The 19,621-nt window shown below is 38.6% G+C and carries 16 protein-coding genes and 1 pseudogene; 6 read left to right on the top strand and 11 right to left on the bottom strand.

Features of this window, described 5'->3' with window-relative positions:
• The first annotated feature begins 61 nt into the window (after positions 1-61).
• On the top strand, positions 62-751 hold the full coding sequence (locus tag ACFSR8_RS16030; RefSeq protein WP_380293880.1) for an HAD family hydrolase: 690 nt from the start codon (positions 62-64) through the stop codon (positions 749-751).
• Here ACFSR8_RS16030 and mscL read toward each other — a convergent pair.
• The 5 genes and pseudogenes from mscL to ACFSR8_RS16005 all read right to left on the bottom strand — a co-directional run.
• Positions 741-1,178: pseudogene (gene mscL, locus ACFSR8_RS16025) on the bottom strand (large conductance mechanosensitive channel protein MscL); the annotation flags it as partial. The gene ACFSR8_RS16030 and the pseudogene mscL sit on opposite strands and share 11 nt — an antisense overlap.
• Positions 1,179-1,274: 96 nt before the next feature.
• Positions 1,275-4,568, bottom strand: a complete 3,294-nt coding sequence (ccsA, locus tag ACFSR8_RS16020; RefSeq protein ID WP_380293878.1) for a cytochrome c biogenesis protein CcsA — start codon at positions 4,566-4,568, stop codon at positions 1,275-1,277.
• 222 nt (positions 4,569-4,790) lie between these two features.
• Positions 4,791-5,219 carry a DUF4268 domain-containing protein gene (locus ACFSR8_RS16015; protein ID WP_380293876.1) on the bottom strand — a complete coding sequence of 143 codons (429 nt, stop codon included), beginning with the start codon at positions 5,217-5,219 and terminating at the stop codon, positions 4,791-4,793.
• 151 nt (positions 5,220-5,370) lie between these two features.
• Entirely contained in the window at positions 5,371-6,045 is a 675-nt protein-coding gene (locus tag ACFSR8_RS16010; protein ID WP_380293874.1) for a ZIP family metal transporter, read from the bottom strand.
• Between the two features lie 72 nt (positions 6,046-6,117).
• Positions 6,118-6,849 carry a class I SAM-dependent methyltransferase gene (locus ACFSR8_RS16005; protein ID WP_380293872.1) on the bottom strand — a complete coding sequence of 244 codons (732 nt, stop codon included), beginning with the start codon at positions 6,847-6,849 and terminating at the stop codon, positions 6,118-6,120.
• Positions 6,850-7,131: 282 nt separating this feature from the next.
• On the opposite strand from ACFSR8_RS16005, the gene ACFSR8_RS16000 reads away from it, so the two are divergent.
• Positions 7,132-8,289 carry a THUMP domain-containing class I SAM-dependent RNA methyltransferase gene (locus ACFSR8_RS16000; RefSeq protein ID WP_380293870.1) on the top strand — a complete coding sequence of 386 codons (1,158 nt, stop codon included), beginning with the start codon at positions 7,132-7,134 and terminating at the stop codon, positions 8,287-8,289.
• A 231-nt stretch (positions 8,290-8,520) separates the two neighbouring features.
• Here ACFSR8_RS16000 and ACFSR8_RS15995 read toward each other — a convergent pair whose 3' ends face one another.
• Entirely contained in the window at positions 8,521-9,459 is a 939-nt protein-coding gene (locus ACFSR8_RS15995; RefSeq protein WP_380293868.1) for a hypothetical protein, read from the bottom strand.
• 396 nt (positions 9,460-9,855) lie between these two features.
• Between ACFSR8_RS15995 and ACFSR8_RS15990 the strand changes: the two genes are divergently transcribed.
• Positions 9,856-10,155, top strand: coding sequence for a GIY-YIG nuclease family protein (locus tag ACFSR8_RS15990; protein WP_380293866.1), 300 nt, complete (start codon positions 9,856-9,858; stop codon positions 10,153-10,155).
• A 154-nt stretch (positions 10,156-10,309) separates the two neighbouring features.
• Here the strand turns inward: ACFSR8_RS15990 and ACFSR8_RS15985 are convergent, their stop codons facing one another.
• From ACFSR8_RS15985 to rlmD, 3 genes are all read right to left on the bottom strand, one after another.
• The gene (locus ACFSR8_RS15985) at positions 10,310-11,053 is read right to left on the bottom strand and encodes a DUF6048 family protein (RefSeq protein ID WP_380293864.1); all 744 of its coding nucleotides are present in this window, start codon (positions 11,051-11,053) and stop codon (positions 10,310-10,312) included.
• A complete protein-coding gene (locus ACFSR8_RS15980) occupies positions 11,025-11,564 on the bottom strand; it encodes a DUF6452 family protein (protein WP_380293862.1) in 540 nt (179 codons plus the stop codon). The genes ACFSR8_RS15985 and ACFSR8_RS15980 overlap by 29 nt, the downstream gene beginning before the upstream one ends.
• Positions 11,565-11,640: 76 nt before the next feature.
• Entirely contained in the window at positions 11,641-13,050 is a 1,410-nt protein-coding gene (gene rlmD, locus ACFSR8_RS15975) for a 23S rRNA (uracil(1939)-C(5))-methyltransferase RlmD (protein ID WP_380294058.1), read from the bottom strand.
• Between the two features lie 129 nt (positions 13,051-13,179).
• Here rlmD and ACFSR8_RS15970 point away from each other — a divergent pair, with 129 nt between their 5' ends.
• The 3 genes from ACFSR8_RS15970 to rocD all read left to right on the top strand — a co-directional run bounded on the left by ACFSR8_RS15970 (position 13,180) and on the right by rocD (position 15,620).
• Positions 13,180-13,743 carry an RNA polymerase sigma factor gene (locus ACFSR8_RS15970; RefSeq protein ID WP_380293860.1) on the top strand — a complete coding sequence of 188 codons (564 nt, stop codon included), beginning with the start codon at positions 13,180-13,182 and terminating at the stop codon, positions 13,741-13,743.
• Entirely contained in the window at positions 13,733-14,119 is a 387-nt protein-coding gene (locus ACFSR8_RS15965; protein WP_380293858.1) for a DUF6768 family protein, read from the top strand. Before ACFSR8_RS15970 ends, ACFSR8_RS15965 begins: the two co-directional genes overlap by 11 nt.
• Before the next feature lie 220 nt (positions 14,120-14,339).
• Positions 14,340-15,620: an ornithine--oxo-acid transaminase gene (rocD, locus tag ACFSR8_RS15960; RefSeq protein ID WP_380293856.1), complete on the top strand. Its 1,281-nt coding sequence runs from the start codon at positions 14,340-14,342 to the stop codon at positions 15,618-15,620.
• Positions 15,621-15,687: 67 nt separating this feature from the next.
• Here rocD and ACFSR8_RS15955 read toward each other — a convergent pair whose 3' ends face one another.
• Together ACFSR8_RS15955 and gyrA are read right to left on the bottom strand one after the other, a co-directional pair.
• Positions 15,688-16,935 carry a tetratricopeptide repeat protein gene (locus ACFSR8_RS15955; protein ID WP_380293854.1) on the bottom strand — a complete coding sequence of 416 codons (1,248 nt, stop codon included), beginning with the start codon at positions 16,933-16,935 and terminating at the stop codon, positions 15,688-15,690.
• A gap of 16 nt (positions 16,936-16,951) precedes the next feature.
• Positions 16,952-19,498, bottom strand: coding sequence for a DNA gyrase subunit A (gene gyrA / locus ACFSR8_RS15950; RefSeq protein WP_380293852.1), 2,547 nt, complete (start codon positions 19,496-19,498; stop codon positions 16,952-16,954).
• Positions 19,499-19,621 lie beyond the last annotated feature (123 nt).

Raw genomic sequence — 19,621 nt, 5'->3', positions numbered from 1 at the left:
ACAAAATGAATTCTTTAGGTGATGTTTTAGAGTTAGGCTATCTTCGCAAAAACTTTATAGGATGCTAAAAGCTGTTATTTTTGATATGGACGGGGTGATTATCGACAGTGAACCCATGCACCATAAAGCTTACCATGACATGTTTGATGAAGTAGGAATTGACGTTCCAAGAGAACTTTACGATTCCTTTACTGGCCAATCTACTTTAAATATTTGCAAACGTCTGTGCGACCATTTCAATTTAAAAGAAAGCCCTGAGGCCTTGGTAGATATCAAACGTAAACATTACAAACAATTTTTCGATAAAAATTCAGATTTGGAATTAATCGATGGAGTCTTGGATTTAATAAAAAACTATCATGATAATGGATTGATATTGGTTTTAGGATCTTCGGCAGCCATGACCAGTATCAATATGATTTTTGAGCGTTTTGAATTGAACCCCTACTTTAAGGCGAAATTAAGTGGTGGTGATTTGAAACAGTCCAAACCCCATCCTGAAATTTTTGAAAAAGCTGCAGAAGCTTCTGGATTCAAAAGAGAAGAATGTATTGTAATCGAAGACTCTACAAATGGTATTCAAGCCGCCAAATCCGCAGGCATCTATTGCATTGGCTATGATAGTTTTCACTCCAAAAATCAAGACTACTCCAAAGCCGATCAAGTGATTACTAATTTTAAGGATATCTATTTTGATAAAATCAGCAACGTATTCAATAGGAAAAAACAGACATCTAAAACTAGCTTTTAGACTTCAAGAAGGCATTTTGCTCCTCCATCAGTTTTGTGAGTTTGTCTAATAGTTCGATGTCCTTCGGTGTCACTACCGTATCGTCCGTGGTATCTTGCGCTTTCTTTTTCAATCGGTTCATGGATTTGACGACGATAAATACTGTGAAACCGATAATGATAAAATCCAAAAAAGCTTCACCTAAAGCACCGTAACCGATAGCCACCTCCTCAGTGATGACCGCACCATCTGCAGCATTGGAAGCTTCCTGTAAAATGATTTTCTTGTTTTGAAAATTCACTCCATTCGTTAACATAGACAAAGGGGGTAGCAACACCTTTTTCACCAATACATCGATGACCTTATTAAATGCCGCACCGATAATAATACCGATGGCCATGTCCATCATATTACCTTTTACCGCAAACTCCTTGAATTCTTTAAATAATTACCTTGCCATAATTTTTTTGTTTTGTGCAAAATTATGGGATTCGCATTAACAATTAAATGCAATACAAAGAAAAGTTAATTTGAATGAGACGGCTTATTTTTTATAGTACTTGGCATAACCCCTATATGCAAAGAATCCAAGAACGGCAACACACACGCAAGCAATGGCTATAAATTTCAAACTCACAATCTGGTCGCCACTGGCATAGGAATGCAATCCAGCCAAATAGAAGTTCACCCCAAAATAAGTCATCAAAATACTTGAGAAAGCGACAATAGACATCAAATTAAAAAACCAGCGTCCGCGAAGCCCAGGTACCAATCGCATATGGATCACAAAGGCATAAATCATAATGCTGATAAGCGCCCAGGTTTCCTTTGGGTCCCAGCCCCAGTAACGCCCCCAGCTTTCATTGGCCCACATGCCACCCAGAAAGTTCCCGATGGTCAACATTACCAATCCAACGGTCAATGCCATTTCGTTGATGATCGTCAGCTCTTGAATATTCAAGGACATCACTTTTTTGTTTTTCTCCGTTGTGAAAGCCATTAAAAGTAATGCGACCACTCCCAATATCATACCCAATGTAAAAGGCCCATAACTGGCCACGATAACCGCCACGTGGATCATTAACCAATAACTATTCAACACTGGTTGCAGATTAGCAATAGCAGGATCCATCCAATTCCAATGCGCAATCATTAAAATCATAGAAGTAACAAAAGCGGCTGCGGCAATAGTAAGGTTTGAAGACTTGCTTTTAACAATACCATAAAGCGGAATAATAACAGAAGTTATCACTCCCCCTAAGGTACCTTTTTCGGGTTTTTTGGATTTACTGATTCCCGTAATCAATCCGAACAACATGGTTGACCAAGCCACATAAATCATGGATTCGTAGGCATCGCTCCAGGGTGCGTGTCCGGAAATATACCAACGCACGATCAAACCAGCAGTATGCAACAGAAACAACCCAACAATAATCCATTTAAAAATTGTGACAATAATATTTAAACCATTATTCCTGTCATTAAATATTTGAACAATTAGCAAGACGAAAAGTAAAGTTCCGGCATACATATACCAACTGAACAGCTTTTTGAAAATATCATATTTATTGTACAATACTTCGGTTTTAATCTTGTCATCGCTCAACATCACCGCAGCACCATAACGTTTTTGGGTTTTCTTAAAAGCTTCCAATAGTTTTAAGGCTTCTGAAAAATCACCAGTTTGTTTCCCTTCATTTACTTTAAATAAATACGCCCGAAACCCATTTTTTATGAAATTGCCATACAAAGAATCTTTTACATTATAACCGTCCATAAGGTAGTCGTAATTGGAAACCCATTTGTTGTTATCATCATTGGGAAGCGGAAATATTTTTAATGAACGTCCTTGAATCGTATTGTACAGCAAATTTACACGTTGGTCGGTTTCTTTAAATTCCTTTTGAAAACCATTAGGTATTTGTGCCTTATAAGCCTCATCCAAAAATGGAGCTAGTTTATAACGGCCATCATTGGTAAAGAAATCGGAGAGCGTAACATATTTTTCGCCTTTTTCAGTTCCAATCAAACTCCTGATAGAATCGCCTTTTTTCAATTTCAAATAAATAATAGGCACATTGTACCACAATTGCGGACTTTCCTGCATGGACAAAAATACCTGATTGGCATCAAAATTCTCATAGCTGTCATGCTTGCTCAACTTCCGTAGCATCTCAGAAGCATAGGTATTCACCGGCATCATTCGCCCACTTAAATCCTGTATTACCAAGTGGCCAAATTCATCCGCATGGGCCTTTGGAGTGATGTTTGCCTTGAGAACAGAATCAATCTGGACCTTTGTAGGCTTCGAGAATTGATGGGCATGGATATGTCCGTCATCCGCCGAATGTTGCTCCGCAGTTTGGGCAAATCCATTTATACCAATCAATAACGCTATGGCGCCTAAAAGTTTAGCTTTTTTAGCTTTAACGGTTTTTAAACGCTCTTTTAAATCCCCAAACCGGGAACCCTTGCTGAATAAAATCGCCATCAGCCCAAAATAGAGCATGATGTAACCAATATAGGTAATCAAGGTCCCCCAATAATCATGGTTAACTGAAAGAATTGTTCCCTTTTCATCGGGATCAAAACTAGATTGAAAGAATCTATAGCCCTTATGGTCCAGAATATTGTTCATGAAGATTTTATAATCGTAACTACCTGTTTCATCATCCAAAACGGTTACTTCACTGGAATAGGCAGAATAACCATTTTCAGTTCCAGGATAGCGTTCGGCTTCAAAATCATTCAACTTTAAGGAAAAAGGTAATTCCAAAACTTTGGAGCCGTAACGGAAAGCGAATTCTAATCCCCCTACTTCAATTTGCTTATAGTTGCTGCTCCTACCCTGTCCGCCCAAAAGCCCAAGTCGTTTTGTTTCACCGTTTGTAGAAATCTTTAAAACCACTCCGTCATCATCATTCCTTAACATTTGAGATTTTTGGACAACATCAAAAACACCCTTGGTCACGGGTTTGGGAAACACCATTTGCATATTCCCAATCACATATCTTGAACGCAAATGCAAAGGTTGTAAACTATCCTTAATAAGTTTGCCCTGGGCCCGGGTTGCCATTGTCATATATTGGCCTTCAAAAGGAGATTTTATAGTTAAGGAATCTCCAGCATAAGTAATGTTGATAGCGCCCTGGGTTGGTTTATTTAAAGCAAATAAAATATTATGAATACTGGAAACTTCACCTAGTTTTAAAAAGTGATTGTGCGGGCCATTAGCGCCTGCTTCTACTACCTTTAAATAGGATTCACCATTTTCGTTAGGGATGATATCCTCTTCCGCCCCTGCAATAAACTTTTCCAGTTCAATAGTAATGGGCTGTTCATTGTATTCTGTTTCAATCTTAAAATCGTTGTTCAATCTCGGGGAAAAATCTACTTCCTCTTCAATCACACGCATTTGGTTCACGCCATTTACCTCATAATCCCCATAGATATTACCTGAAATATAAGTTTTCTGTGACAAAAATTGATTTTCCGTGGCTCCCTCGCGAATGCCCATCATCCCCTCAAAACTCACATACCTCGTGATGAACGCACCTATCAAAATAAAGAGAAACGCAATGTGCAAAATAAAAGTAGCCCACTTTTCTTTTTTGTAAAGTCTGAACCTAAAAATATTCCCGGCAAAGTTGATGACAAAAAACACCATAATGGCCTCAAACCACCAGGCGTTGTAAATTAAATTCCGAGTGTACGGTGTTGGCGATGTTTCCTGCCCAGCATCCAAAAATGTTCCGGTAGCCATCGCGGCCGCAAAAACAATAAATAAAATAGCTGTAAGTCGGGTAGAAAAAAAGATTTTTGCGAGTTTCTCTTGCATTTTGAAGTGCCTATTTTTTGCTCGTGCAAAAATACGGAATTGTGGTGATTAAAACCTGTGTTTTAACATGGTTTGATGATAAAAAGAAAACTGGTCATTCAGAACTAAGTGAAGAATCTTTCTACCGGAGTGAGATTCATCAGTCGTAAACTTCGTTTATCTATTTTCAATCAAAATATATTTTGATTTCAATAACCTTCTGAATGACAACATATGAAGTTGTCACCCCTCAATCACTTCCTTATATTCCATAAAAAAGTCTTCAAACAAACTCATGGTTTCATTAAAAAATTCCATCACTTCTCGCCACGAGTTCTTATTATGAATGGACACTTTTTGCTCCAAAGCCACATAAACTCTAGAGATTTCCTTTCCGTTTTTCAAAAAATAGGTTTCTTCAAAAATAGCATCGGGCAAATAATCATCCATTAAAATAGACTTTAATGCCACTAGTTTTTCCCAATATTTGATTCTGAATTCTAAATCATCTTCCAAGTCCAACGCTACCAAAGCCTTTTTGGTATCAAAGTGAAATTTGAAACTAAGACCCTTTAATTTGGTATTGTACAATATCCATTTTCTAGGAAAGGATTTCCCAAAACTGGTCCAAAATTCTTGTCGTAATATGCGAGATTCTTCTTTGCTGAACATAGAGAGGCCCCTTCTTAATCTTCCCCAAAGGGGAAGAAACACTCAAACTTTTAAAAATATTTAAAATTCTCTTTGCGACTTAGCGCCTTTGCGCGACTCTTTAGCGCAACAGTTCCCTTTCCTATGGAAAGGGTTAAGGAAAGGCTTCTCTTTATATAAAATAAGCAATCCCAACTCCTAAAATAATAGCCACAAACTTCCCGAGGTTAAACTTATGCCCTTCACCACTTTCAAATAAAATGGTGGTGGAAATATGGAAAAAGATACCAATAACTATTGCATTAATGCTATGCGACAATTGCAAACTAAAATCAGAAGTATTGGAAATCAACGTGCCTAAAGGGGTCATTGCTGCAAATATGGTTAAAAACATAACCATTTGGGCAACACTATATTCCGATCGAAACAAATAAATACTCACAAGTGCCGCAATCGGGATTTTATGTACCAACACCCCATAAACCATATCGTTTTCCTCATGAATGGGAAAACCTTCCAAAAAACTATGGATACACAAACTAATAAACAATAGCCAAGGAAATGCCTTTGCATATTTATGAATATGTACATGCCCATGTTCCGCTCCTTTTGAGAATAGTTCCAGAACAATTTGTAACAGAATACCGCACATAATAAACAGCCCCGTCATCTTCGTATCCAAATGGTCATAAACCTCTGGCAACAATTCAAAAAGTGTTAAGGCTAATAAAAAGGCCCCACTAAAGGACAGTAATAATTTAGTGTTCCAAGTACGTTGATGCTTGGTAAGCCTCGCAATAATAACCCCAGCTATAACAGCATAAATGGGAAAAAGAAATTTATTCATTTAAAATTTTAGTTCAATCTAGTTTTTGGTTTCGCTCCACAAGAGTGAGATAAATAAATGTCGATTATCGACCTATTTAAAAATCATTACCAAACGCTCCGAAGTCTCTGCATCAAATTTTCGCAATTTATAGTCGCCAAAAACATCCAGCAAATATACTCCCGCCGCTTCAAACATCATTTCAAAATCCGCTAAGGTAAACGCTTTTACCCTTTCCTCAAAACTATAAGCCTGTCCGTTCGTTTCAAAATCAATCGTCTTGATAATATAACCATCCCTCAAAAAACGCTTTAAATTAAAAGTAATCCCATCCACAGTTTTAGTATCCTCCGGCACAAGATTGGCCAGCACAAAATCCGTGTTCATAAAATCAATCACTCCAAAACCAGTGGCGTTCAAATCCGCCTTTACGGCCTTAATCGTGTTCAGGTTGTCCTCGTCCCTATCAAAATACCCAAAACTGGTAAATAAATTAAACACCGCATCAAACTGTTTAGGATAGGGCCTGCACATATCGTGCAACTCAAACTTCAATCGGTGGTTTTCAAACTGTTTGGCATGCGCAATGCTATTCACGCTCAAATCGATCCCTGTCACATCATAACCCAACTTGTTCAAATACCGAGAGTGTCGCCCTTTGCCACAGGCCAAATCTAGTATGCTCCCACCCTCGGGCAAGTTTAAATACTGCGTCAGGTTATCCATAAACACCTGCGCCTCGGTCGCATCCCTGTCCCGGTATAAAATATGGTAAAACCGCGTATCAAACCACGATTTATACCATGTTGTAGTCTCTGCTGCCATATATTATTTTGGGGGTTACCCCCGCTTTTGGGCGGGGGTCGGGCTTTCCGCTATATCTTTTTTGCATGTCACCTTGAGCGCAGTCGAAAGGTCACTGCAATATGCAAAAAAGGATGCCGCTACAATCCCTAACCCACTTATCCGCTCACGTCCTTAAATTGACCGCAAAATTACACTATTTTTGCAATCTTATAGCCCCACCCGCAATTTCTAAAAAAAGAAATTGCGACCTCCCCAAAGGGGAGGTATAACGGAACACTTATTAAGACTTGGACGAAAACTATGGCCGAAAATTTCAACATGGTAGCCAAAACCTTATTTGGTTTTGAAGAACTTTTGGAAAAAGAACTCACCCAACTTGGGGCAATGCACGTTAAAAAAGGCGTGCGTGTTGTTGAATTTGTGGGCGACAAAGGCTTTATGTACAAAGCCAATTTGGCGTTACGCACCGCCATTAAAATTTTAAAACCCATAAAAACTTTTCGTGTTCGAAACGAAAGCGACCTTTACGATCAGATCAAAAACATACCTTGGGAAGAGTATTTAAAACCCACCGGTTCTTTGGCAGTGGATGCCACGGTACATTCCGAAATGTTTAAACATTCCCTGTTTATCGCCCAAAAAACAAAAGACGCCATTGTTGACCGTTTTCGAGAAAACACAGGGCAACGCCCCAATGTGGATTTAAAGTTCCCCGATTTAAAAATCAATGTGCGCATCTCCAGGCAGGAATGCACCGTGTCTTTAGATACCTCAGGTGAATCTCTGCACAAGCGCGGGTACAAAATGGCTACCAATATTGCACCCATCAATGAAGTATTGGCTGCAGGATTAATACTGTTATCGGGTTGGGACGGCCAATCCGATTTTATGGACCCCATGTGCGGTTCGGGCACCATCGCCATCGAGGCGGCAATGATTGCCTGCAATATTCCGCCAAACCTGTTGCGAAAGGAATTTGCCTTTGAGCGCTGGCAGGATTGGGACGTTGATTTATTTGAAAAAATAGAAGAATCGCTTTTGAAAAAAACACGGGATTTTCATCATCAAATTATTGGTTACGACAAAGCCCCAAGTGCCGTACGTAAAGCCCAAGAGAACGTAAAACATGCCAATCTCGAAGATTTTGTAACCATCAAGCACGAGGATTTTTTTAAGACCCAAAAAGGCGGACAGGAAAAATTACACATGCTATTCAACCCACCCTACGGCGAACGCCTGAATTTGGATATGGAGGAATTCTACCAAAACATAGGCAACACCCTAAAACGAAATTATCCCGGCACAGAAGCCTGGTTTATCACCTCAAACCTCGAAGCCTTAAAACACGTTGGCCTCCGTCCCTCTAAAAAAGTACAGCTCTATAATGCCAAACTGGAATCCCGATTGGTAAAATATGTGATGTATGAGGGGAGTAAGAAAGGGAAGTATATGAAGTAACAAATACCTGAGAAAGCAAGTATCTTTTGGTTTCAAAATTTAAGCTTGAATCAAAATAACAGTCGAATGTCATTCCGAACGCACGTGAGGAATCTCATCCTCAGATGCGATAAGCATTATGTGATTTCTCCTGTCGTCGAAATGACTCAGAAATTAAAATTAAATCCCGTTTGGTAAAATATGTGGATGTATGAGGGGGCAAGAAGGGGAAGTATATGGGGTGATATTACTTCATAAATTTTTGAGTTCTATCAAATAATCATGGAGAGCATCTTCAGAAAGTTTTTTATTTAATAATCTGCTCATATATCTATCATTTAATAAAACCAAATCAATAGTATCTTCCGTTAAGTTCTCCCCAACTAAGTAAGCACATGTTTTTAGTCTTCTATAAGAAAAATCATCGGTATAATTAATTCCCAAAACAAATATCACCTTATCTAATTCATTAGGATTTATGTTAATTTTCAACGAGAACCATTGATCAATTCCATCGCTATTTGCCATCTTTAATGGTAGAATTTGATCATTTATCCTTTTCATATTTATACTATTGAGTTCGTCTTTTGAAGATCTATAATAGTATATTTTTACTACTGGCTTGATATTTTTGGCATCTCTTTGCCCTTTGTTTTCAAAGGTATATTTAAACTCTAACATTGAGCTATTTATAGTATCTCTAATTAGATATGCCTTTTTACTATTTATTATTAATTTCGCTTCATTCTGTCTAAATTTCACCTCCTCCAATCTAACTAATTCTTTCGACTTTTCTACAGCCCCTTTTAAAATTTCCACTTGATCAGATACACTATCTCTCACCCCTTTTAAAACACTATCAATTTTCGCGAGGCTTTTCCCTGTTTCCTTTACTGATTCAATATTTTTCCTTAAATCCTCTTCAATCAACCTTGTATTAACAGTCAAAGTATCAGACTGCCTAATTATTGTATTTGCCTTTTCAATCAATTCATCACCTTCATTAACTTCATTGACTACATCAAAAATTGACAAAACTGACAGAACAATCAAAAAAGCTAACAATACCCTTCGTTTATACTTGCTACTAACTTTCTCAATTACCTTAAAAGTTTCATCGAAAAGCAACAATAGTGTAATGAATGTTATAATTAACTTAACCCACATAAATTCATAAAAAAATCTCTTCAAAGTTAATCTGAAATATCAGAAAATCTATGCGTATTGAAAGAAATTATCAACAATTATGACATTATAATAGGTTGGGAACTATCAAGCCTGTACTTAGGTGACCGAAGTAAAGCAATCTTGTTCCTTTCAAGGCTAATCCTAGATTGCTTCGTTCCACTAGCAAGGACGAGCCCAACGTCATTACGAAGGAGGCCGCGACGAAGTAATCTCAACCTATACCCTTATAACATTATAAAGATTGCTTCACTGCGTTCGCAATGACGTAAAGAAAGATTGCCACGTCCTCCGCGTCATTACGAGGAGTGGGCGACGAAGTAATCTCAATCATCAAAAAGCCGAATCCGAGATTGCTTCGTCCTTCGTCCTCGCAATGACGGAGAATAATTATATTTGAACATGCACAAATCCTACGTTTATTTCTTGACCAATCAGAACAATACTGTTATTTATATTGGTGTTACCTCAAATTTAGAAAAGCGTATCTATCAACATAAAACCAAGGCATTAAAAGGATTCACCGCTAAATACAATTGTGATAAACTCGTTTATTTTGAAACCTTTTCAGATATCAATGATGCCATAGCCAGAGAGAAGCAATTAAAATCCGGAAACCGTAAACGAAAAGAGAATTTAATCAATGAAGACAATCCTGAATGGAATGACCTGTCTGACGGATGGTTGTTTTATTTTGATTGAGGTTTAGTCGTGTTTTAATTTAAAGATTGCTTCGCTTTGCTCGCAATGACGCTCGTCCCGTCATTACGAGGGAGGTACGACTGAAGTAATCTCATCCTTAAAAGGAACAATCCTAGATTGCTTCGTCCTGCGTCCTCACAATGACAAAGTAACCTTACTCAATCGGCACAATCACCTTGTCCTTCTTATACAAAGGAAGCCTATAGGTTATAGTGTAGGCATAACCAGAGCCTAATCGAGAGCTGTCATAGGTTTTTTGATAGCCCGGAATGTAGATATTTTCAAAATTATCGGGGATGGTTTCCGAAATCAAAGCTTTAAGTTGTACGTTCAGACCCATATAAAGGTTGTTGAACAATTCGGCCTTGATACCAATTACCAATTCAGACCAAATTGCCGAAAGCCCATCTTTTTTGATCTCCGTTGGAGCCGTAAATTGGGGTTCCCAATATTGATTCGTACTATACACATTGAATGAATTTATGGTGTGGTTAAAGGTACTGGCACCTACCCTAAACCCAAAATAGACCATATTGTCCATGTCCAGCCAGTTTTGGTAAAGATTATAATCAATACCCGCCCTAAGGTAGCTTCCGGTGGTGGTCACATCCAAAAAATCCGTGATATTATCTTTGGTTTCGTTACCCAACTCTCCCGCGATGTACAGTTTTTTTGTGAGGCGGTAATCGGCTACAACCTCAAAACCTGTGTATTCATCATCCAAAAAGGTTCGTATCAATTTGCTGGTATCCACCCCAAATCGCAAACCGTATTTCACCTTCACGGTAATGGAGTCATTGGAAGTTTCTTGTTCGGTATCATCCTGTGCTGTGGCAACATCGGTTCCAATCCAAAAAAATAATATGATGCTAAAACAAAAGCTTAAAGTGTGTTTCATTTTCATCTTCTACAGTTTGGTTTGAATTGATTGCTTGAATTTGAGTAACCCAACCATCACCTGGCGTAACAGTTACATTTTTAAAAATAGTTTTATAGCCACAGGCCCGAGACACGTAAACTTCTTCCCTTTCATATCGAATGGTCACGGTGTCCGTCTCCCCTTCGGTAGGATTGCCATCGTCATCCACGGCATACTCCTGAATAAAAGTATAGACGGTTTCATCGCCATCCGTTCGTAAAGGAAGGTATATTGTAGAGACATTTCCCGTACCATCATAAGTAACTTCATTTTCTGTTCCAGGCAAAAAAATGGAAAGCGGGTTTTCCTTACCCTGCCCTACAATACGCAAATCAAAAATGTTCTTGCTTTCCTCCTGATCGGAAATATCAAAACTTTCAATAATTAATTTGGGAGTGGTTGGCGTAGAATCGGGACAAAGGTCGTCGCGTTCGCAACTGTAATTGCCCACTATAAATAGCATTAAAACCAGTACACTTATTTTCTTCATCAATATTTGATATGTTTATTCGTTGATGGGTTTATTTGTTTAGTTGTGCTTTGTACTCGTTAACAAATAAACCTTTTTAACGTTTTTGCAATAAAACCACATTTTCTACATGAAAGGTTTGCGGAAACATATCTACAGGTTGTACTTTCACAACATTGTACATATCTTTCATCAATGCCAAGTCACGTGCTTGTGTGGCACTGTTACAGCTTACATACACAATCTTTTGAGCCCCAATATTGAGCAACTGAGCAACAACATCCTTGTGCATCCCATCGCGTGGCGGGTCTGTAATGACCACATCCGGTTGCCCGTGTTTGGCAATAAAGGCATCATTGAATACCTGCTTCATATCCCCAACCACAAATTCAACGTTATCAATCCCATTTAATTGTGCGTTCTCTTCGGCTGCAGCAATGGCATCGGGAACGGACTCTATGCCTACCACTTTCTTTGCTTTTTTTGAAACAAATTGAGCAATGGTTCCCGTACCTGTATATAAATCATATACCAACTCATCCCCTTTTAAATCCGCAAACTCCCTAGTGATTTTGTACAATTCATAGGCTTGTTCGGAATTGGTCTGATAAAAGGACTTTGCGTTTATTTTAAAACGCAACCCTTCCATTTCCTCAAAAATATGATCTTGCCCATGATAGCAAATTACCTCTTGATCATAAATGGTATCATTGCCTTTGCTGTTAATCACATACAATAGAGAGGTAATCTCAGGAAATGTTTCAGTCAAGAAATCCAAAAGCAGCTCCCGTTGCGCCACATCTTCTTTAAAAAACTGCAATAAGACCATCACATCTCCAATACTGGATGTACGAATCATCATAGTCCGTAAAAATCCGGATTGTTGCCTTGTATTAAAAAATGACATTCCATTTTCAACGGCAAATTGCTTTACCGCATTCCGAATGGCATTGGATGGATCACGTTGCAAATGGCACTTCTCAATATCTAAAATCTTGTCCCACATGCCCGGAATATGAAACCCGAGGGCATTTCTATCTCCTAAATCTTTATCTGACTGGATTTCCTCCTGCGTGAGCCATCGACTATCGCTAAAGGAAAACTCCATTTTGTTCCTATAAAAGTACTGCTCTTTTGAGCCTAAAATTGGAGTAATACTAGGCAATTCCAGATGACCAATTCGAGTGAGGTTGTTCACCACCTCTTTTTGTTTGTAGTACAACTGATGCTCATAACCCATGTCCTGCCATTTACAACCGCCACAAGTACCAAAGTAATGACAAACAGGTGCCACGCGTTTTTCTGAAAGCTTATGAAAATTTGTGGCCTTGCCTTCGTAATAAGCCTTTCGCTTTTTAAAGGTTTGAACATCTACCACATCACCAGGCACGGCATTAGGCAGAAATACCACCTTCCCGTCAGGTGCTTTGGCCACGGTTTTTCCCTTGGCTCCTGCATCAATCACCTCCAGGTTTTCAAATACCTGATGTCGCTTTTTTCTAGGCATGGTGCAAAAATAACAATAGCCATAAATAAATGCTGATTTATTTGGGTTAACTTTAATCTTTTCCATTTTTATATAGAAATGAACCTTTTTCACTTTTATCCGTCTAGCAATTAAAAGGGTGATATTTCAATGGCGAAATACCAAAATGACATAGACCGTGAGCTTATTCTGAAATTTCAATCAGGGGACAAAACAGCATTAAATACATTGGTAAAACGCTGGCACAAAACCTTTTGCGAAAAAGCATACTGGCTAGTAAAAGATGCGGATGTTGCAAAAGATATTGCACAAGAAAGCTGGACTGTCATAATAAACAAAATAAACACTCTAGAAAAACCTGAAAGCTTCGGAAGCTGGGGATTGCGTATCGTTTGCAACAAATCTATGGACTGGTTGAACAAGAAAAAGCGAAGCCAAAAGCATATGGAGCAGATGAAACATAAAGAGGAAATTTTAAGTTCGCCAGATGAGGGAGCGGACATAAAAGAGCAACTAAAGGTGAAACTCTTGGAAGCCATCAACCTTTTACCACCCCAACAGCAAATAGTCATTAAATTATTTTATGCTGAAGATTACTCGCTTAAAGAGATAAGCAAAACTTTGAATATATCTGTTGGAACAACAAAATCAAGACTGTTCCATTCACGCGAAAAATTAAAACAACTTTTAAAACAATATCGTTATGAAAACTAATATGGAAGACATTGACAAATTGATCAAGGAAACTTTAACAGAGGAAGAGGCCAAATTCTATGATGAATTGGACGAGCAAAATATACTTCAAATGCTTTGGGGCGTTTTTAAAGGAAAAAACTCATGGATCGCCTTGATTATGAATGCCGTTAACGTACTGGTGTTTATTTTACTGATCTATTGCATCATCCAAACCATGGAAGTTGAAAACACCAATGACCTCTTACTTTGGGTTGGGGCCACATTACTGTGTTTTTTAACAATGAGCATGATTAAAATCTACATTTGGATGCAGATACATAGAAATGCTTTGACCCGTGAAATTAAACGTTTAGAACTGCAAGTATCTTCTCTATCCCATAAATTGAAGGCGTAGCGTTTTTTGGAAAGCTGTCAATATTTATTAACTTGCACACCTGTCCAGGGATGATTTCTCTCCCACGCTGCTTTTTCGTCCCGATAACTATTGGGATTTCCGAAAGAATAAAGGTACAGAAGGAATGGTTATTTTATCCGCTTAGCGGCACTTAATTATTATGATGATATTTTAGATATTTCACATAATGAACAAGGTAAATATTTTAAATTATCTTAAAATGACTGTTTTAGAACAATTAACTTCAGGTGATGCAATTGCCTTAGAAAACAAGTATGGTGCGCATAACTACCATCCGTTACCAGTGGTACTGACCCGTGGCAAAGGAGTCCATGTCTGGGATGTTGAAGGCAAAAAGTATTATGATTTTTTATCCGCTTATTCAGCAGTTAACCAAGGGCATTGCCATCCGAAAATTGTGAATGCTATGACTGAGCAAGCTCAGGAATTAACTTTGACATCAAGGGCTTTTTACAATGACAAATTAGGGCAATACGAAAAATTTGCATGTGAACTATTTGGTTTTGATAAACTATTACCAATGAATACTGGGGCGGAAGCTGTTGAAACTGCCTTGAAAATTGCCCGAAAATGGGCTTACGAAGTCAAAGGTATTGATCAAAATAAAGCTGAAATTGTGGTCTGTGAAAACAACTTCCATGGAAGGACTACGACGATTATTTCATTTTCAAACGACGCTACAGCCCGTGAAAATTTCGGGCCTTATACCAAGGGATTTATCAAAATTGAATATGACAATATTGAGGCATTAGAAGATGTACTAAAGAACAATTCAAACATTGCTGGTTTTTTAGTAGAGCCAATTCAAGGTGAAGCGGGAGTTTATGTTCCCAGCGAAGTCTATTTGGCCAAAGCCAAGGCTTTATGCGAGCAATACAATGTTTTATTTATTGCTGATGAAGTTCAAACGGGAATTGCAAGAACTGGACGTTTATTGGCCACTTGCGGCAACTGCTCTTGTAAGAATAAAATGTGTAGTGGTACTCCAGATGTCAAACCAGATGTACTAATTCTTGGAAAAGCGTTAAGCGGAGGAGCCTATCCCGTAAGTGCCGTATTGGCCAACGATAGTATTATGAATGTAATAAGACCCGGTAACCACGGTAGTACATTTGGAGGCAACCCCGTTGCGGCAGCCGTGGCTATAGCCGCACTGAAAGTAATTCAAGAAGAAAATCTGGCGGAAAACGCTCATAAGTTGGGGAAATTATTCCGGGAAGAATTAAACAAATACATTGAAAATAGCTCCCTTGTAAAATTAGTAAGAGGAAAGGGGCTTCTGAATGCCATTGTAATTAACGATGATGAGAAATCCAATAAGGCTTGGGATATCTGCCTTGCACTTAGAGACAATGGTTTATTGGCAAAACCAACGCATGGGAATATTATTCGCTTTGCACCGCCATTGGTAATGACAGAAGATCAATTACTAGATTGTGTTTCAATAATCGTTTCAACGCTTAAGGAATTTGAGAAGTAAAAGGGATTAAACAAAAAATCCGGAGCTATGAAACTCCGGATTTTTTCAACCTGTGGTGAAGTATTGATTACCCACCCATGGCTTCTACTTTGGCTTTCATCGCCTTATATTTGTCGGTTTCGCCCAGCACACTGTAAATATTCATTAAAGTAGTGGCTGCACTTTCGCTCTTAGGATTTATTTCCAAAGCCTTTTCCAAAAACGGTATTGCTTCTTTGTATATAGATTGGCGCTTCTCCTTCAGTTCCTCATACTTTCTATCGTCTGCTGCGGAACTTCCCAAGTTGTTCATCTGCTCAATTATTTTGCTTTCTTCACTTAATACCAATACGGCAGAATTGATGTATGCGTTAACGTAATCTGGGTTCAGTTCTATGGCTTTCTTGTAGTATGCCTTGGCTTCTTCTGGATGATCGGATTCGGCAGCGATAACTCCTAAATTGTATTGCAATTCGGCATTATCAGGTTCCATTTCTGTTGCCTTTTTTAAAAGCTCCTGGAATTTTTCGGTGTTACCCATTTTATAATGGATATTTGCTTCTGAAATTATAAGGCCTACATCTTCAGGGTTTTCAGCTCTAGCGTCTTCCATGGCCTTAATGGCCTTATCGTCATCTCCCCGAGAAACATAAATTAAAGCTACATTCTTTACAATCTCTCCTCTTTTGGATTCGCTCATTTCGTCAGTAGGGTCCTTGTGAGTTTTAGAGGCAACTGAAGCTTTCCTAATAGCATCGTTTGGAAAACTTTCTTTTTCCCCTGTGGCAACGTTAACCGCATAAAGCTGTTTAGTTATCCCAGTATAGCCCAATTGCTTTAATTTTTCATACAATTTCAAGGCACGGTCGTAATCAGGAACATTTACGGCAGTGGCGGCGGCATAGTAAAGATAAACTGTATCCTTTTTACTTATACCATATAGCTTTTCAAAATAATCTGAGGCTGGACCATATTTCTTATTTTCATATGCTTCATTGCCTTTATTCAGAATACCTGTCATCATCTGAGTTTTTAACTCCGCTACCTCCTTTTTGTATTCGCCTTCGGATTTTTCTAAGGACACTAATGCCTTGTCCAAATCGGCGTTATTGGCTGCTCCATTTGAATATAGTGCCAAACCATTTAAATAATGATACTTGGCCTTTAAGTCGTCATCCATAGAACCCAACATAGGCTCCACTTGTGACAAAAGCGTTTTCGCCTCTGCAAAATTGTTTTGTTTTATGGCCTTTTCTACCGTTTTTAGCTCTTTCTTCTGGGCAAATGAAAATATGCTAATTGAAAAAGCTAGGCCTAAAATAATCTGTTTTCTCATTTTAATTTAATTTGTGTTATTCATTATTGTTGTCTTCACTATCTGAATTATCAATAGTTGTGCCATCATTAGAAACATCTGTTTCTGCAGTATGGTCTACTTCTTCGTCACCATTTACGTCATCCTCATCATGCATCACCTTGGCCACAGCTGCAATGGAATCTTTGCCTTTAAGATTTATCAATTTGACACCCTGCGTAGCACGTCCCATCACTCGCAAATCCTCGACTGCCATTCTTATGGCAACACCTGATTTATTGATAATCATTAAATCATCGTTATCCGTCACATTTTTAATAGATACTAAATTACCTGTTTTTTCGGTAATCGAAATGGTTTTTACGCCTTTTCCTCCCCTATTGGTAATACGATAATCGTCTAAACTAGAGCGTTTTCCATATCCGTTTTCTGAAACCACTAGGATGTTGCTTTCCATGTCATCTACGGCAATCATTCCTATCACTGCATCATTGTCATTGGCTAGTGTAATACCTCTAACACCTGAGGCGTTTCTACCCATCGGTCTGGTTTTTGCTTCTTCAAAACGGATAGCTTTTCCGGATTTCAATGCTAACATCACCTGGCTTTCACCCGTTGTTAACTTTGCTTCAAGTAGCTCATCATCTTCTCGGATGGTAATCGCATTGATACCGTTGGTTCGTGGCCTTGAATATTGCTCTAAAGACGTTTTCTTAACCTGACCCTTTTTGGTGGCCATAATGACGTAGTGACTATTAATATAGTCTTCATCCTTTAAGTCCTGAGTACAAATAAATGCCATCACCTTATCATCCTGCTCAATATTAATCAAGTTTTGGATAGCGCGCCCTTTGGAGGTTTTTGCCCCTTCAGGAATTTCGTAAACGCGCATCCAAAAACACTTTCCTTTTTGGGTAAAGAACAACATATATTGGTGGTTGGTCCCCACAAAAAGGTGCTCCAAAAAGTCCTCATTTCTGGTGGTAGATGCTTTTTGTCCAACGCCTCCTCTATTCTGAGTTTTGTATTCATTAAGCGAAGTACGCTTGATATAACCCGCATGCGAAATGGTGATAACCACTTTTTCATTTGGAATCATATCCTCGATGCTCAAATCACCACCAGAGTATTCTATATTAGAACGTCTTTCATCACCATACTTATCACGGATAACAATCAATTCTTCTTTGATGATGTCCATTCTGCGATCTTTCTTGTCCAAAATATCTTTTAAATCAGCAATAGTCTTGATGATTTCTTCGTACTCCGAACGCAATTTATCCTGCTCCAGTCCTGTTAACTGGCGCAATCGCATCTCAACTATCGCTCTGGCCTGAATTTCAGAAAGCTTGAAACGCTCAATTAAATTGTTGCGCGCTTCATCCGCATTTGAGGATGCTCTGATAATTTTTATCACCTCGTCGATATTATCGGAAGCGATAATTAAACCCTCCAAAATATGAGCGCGTTCCTCGGCTTTTCGCAATTCATAAGTCGTTCTTCTAACGACAACCTCATGTCTGTGCTCCACAAAGTAATGAATCAAATCTTTCAGGTTCAACAACTGCGGTCTTCCTTTTACTAATGCAATGTTATTCACACTAAATGAGGACTGTAGAGCAGTATACTTATATAATTTGTTTAATACAATATTTGGAATAGCATCGCGTTTTAAAACGTAAACGATACGCATTCCTTTCCTATCGGACTCGTCTCTAATGGTGGAAATACCTTCCAGTTTTTTCTCATTGACCAAATCGGCAGTCTTCTTAATCATTTCTGCCTTATTGACCTGATAAGGAATCTCGTCAACAATAATACACTCACGCCCATTTACTTCTTCAATATTAGCCTTACCTCTTAAAACAATACGGCCTCTACCTGTTTGAAACGCTTCTTTTACACCATCATAACCATAAATGGTACCGCCTGTTGGAAAATCAGGAGCTTTTACATGCGTCATCAACTCCTCTACCTCGATATCGTTATTTTCAATATAGGCAATGGTTCCATTTACAACTTCTGTTAAGTTGTGGGGTGGCATATTTGTTGCCATACCAACGGCAATACCTGAAGCACCATTAACCAATAATCCTGGAATCCTAGTGGGCAAAACGGTAGGTTCCTGCAAGGTATCATCAAAATTCAACTTGTGGTCTACGGTTTCCTTATCGATGTCTGCTAACATTTCTTCAGATATCTTCTGCATTCTCGCCTCAGTGTAACGCATTGCCGCAGGGCTATCGCCATCGATGGAACCAAAGTTTCCTTGTCCGTCCACAAGCATATAGCGCAAACTCCAATCTTGGGCCATACGCACCATCGCGTCATAAACTGAGGTATCACCATGTGGGTGGTACTTACCTAAAACTTCCCCAACTATTCTCGCTGATTTTTTATGTGCCGAGTTTGCTCTAACTCCAAGTTCGTGCATACCGAAAAGCACACGTCTGTGAACAGGTTTTAAACCATCCCTTACGTCCGGTAAGGCACGTGACACAATGACCGACATTGAATAATCAATGTAGGCGGATTTCATTTCATCTTCAATGTTAATAGGTATCAGTTTTTCTCCTTCTGCCATATGAAATTTTATTTAATTTTTATCAAATTTTCAAAACGTGCTAATATACGAATTTCCGTAGTGTTAATGAGCGATATCCGTTTCGTTTTTGGTACTTTTTATTAACAATTTCACCCCCTTTTT

The sequence above is a fragment of the Hyunsoonleella rubra genome (genome assembly GCF_042684665.1).
Taxonomy (GTDB): Bacteria; Bacteroidota; Bacteroidia; order Flavobacteriales; family Flavobacteriaceae; genus Jejuia; species Jejuia rubra.
This window is presented reverse-complemented; position numbering and strand designations above follow the sequence as displayed.

Bases quoted from the DNA above. Each gene is read 5' to 3' on its own strand.
- ACFSR8_RS15980 (WP_380293862.1), bottom strand. From the start codon at position 11,564: ATGAAGAAAATAAGTGTACTGGTTTTAATGCTATTTATAGTGGGCAAT.
- ACFSR8_RS16005 (WP_380293872.1), bottom strand. From the start codon at position 6,849: ATGGCAGCAGAGACTACAACATGGTATAAATCGTGGTTTGATACGCGG.
- ACFSR8_RS16015 (WP_380293876.1), bottom strand. From the start codon at position 5,219: ATGTTCAGCAAAGAAGAATCTCGCATATTACGACAAGAATTTTGGACC.
- rlmD (WP_380294058.1), bottom strand. From the start codon at position 13,050: ATGCCTAGAAAAAAGCGACATCAGGTATTTGAAAACCTGGAGGTGATT.
- ACFSR8_RS15965 (WP_380293858.1), top strand. From the start codon at position 13,733: ATGAAAACTAATATGGAAGACATTGACAAATTGATCAAGGAAACTTTA.
- gyrA (WP_380293852.1), bottom strand. From the start codon at position 19,498: ATGGCAGAAGGAGAAAAACTGATACCTATTAACATTGAAGATGAAATG.
- ACFSR8_RS16000 (WP_380293870.1), top strand. From the start codon at position 7,132: ATGGCCGAAAATTTCAACATGGTAGCCAAAACCTTATTTGGTTTTGAA.
- ACFSR8_RS16010 (WP_380293874.1), bottom strand. From the start codon at position 6,045: ATGAATAAATTTCTTTTTCCCATTTATGCTGTTATAGCTGGGGTTATT.
- ACFSR8_RS15970 (WP_380293860.1), top strand. From the start codon at position 13,180: ATGGCGAAATACCAAAATGACATAGACCGTGAGCTTATTCTGAAATTT.
- ACFSR8_RS15990 (WP_380293866.1), top strand. From the start codon at position 9,856: ATGCACAAATCCTACGTTTATTTCTTGACCAATCAGAACAATACTGTT.
- ACFSR8_RS15955 (WP_380293854.1), bottom strand. From the start codon at position 16,935: ATGAGAAAACAGATTATTTTAGGCCTAGCTTTTTCAATTAGCATATTT.
- ACFSR8_RS16030 (WP_380293880.1), top strand. From the start codon at position 62: ATGCTAAAAGCTGTTATTTTTGATATGGACGGGGTGATTATCGACAGT.
- rocD (WP_380293856.1), top strand. From the start codon at position 14,340: ATGACTGTTTTAGAACAATTAACTTCAGGTGATGCAATTGCCTTAGAA.
- ACFSR8_RS15985 (WP_380293864.1), bottom strand. From the start codon at position 11,053: ATGAAACACACTTTAAGCTTTTGTTTTAGCATCATATTATTTTTTTGG.
- ccsA (WP_380293878.1), bottom strand. From the start codon at position 4,568: ATGCAAGAGAAACTCGCAAAAATCTTTTTTTCTACCCGACTTACAGCT.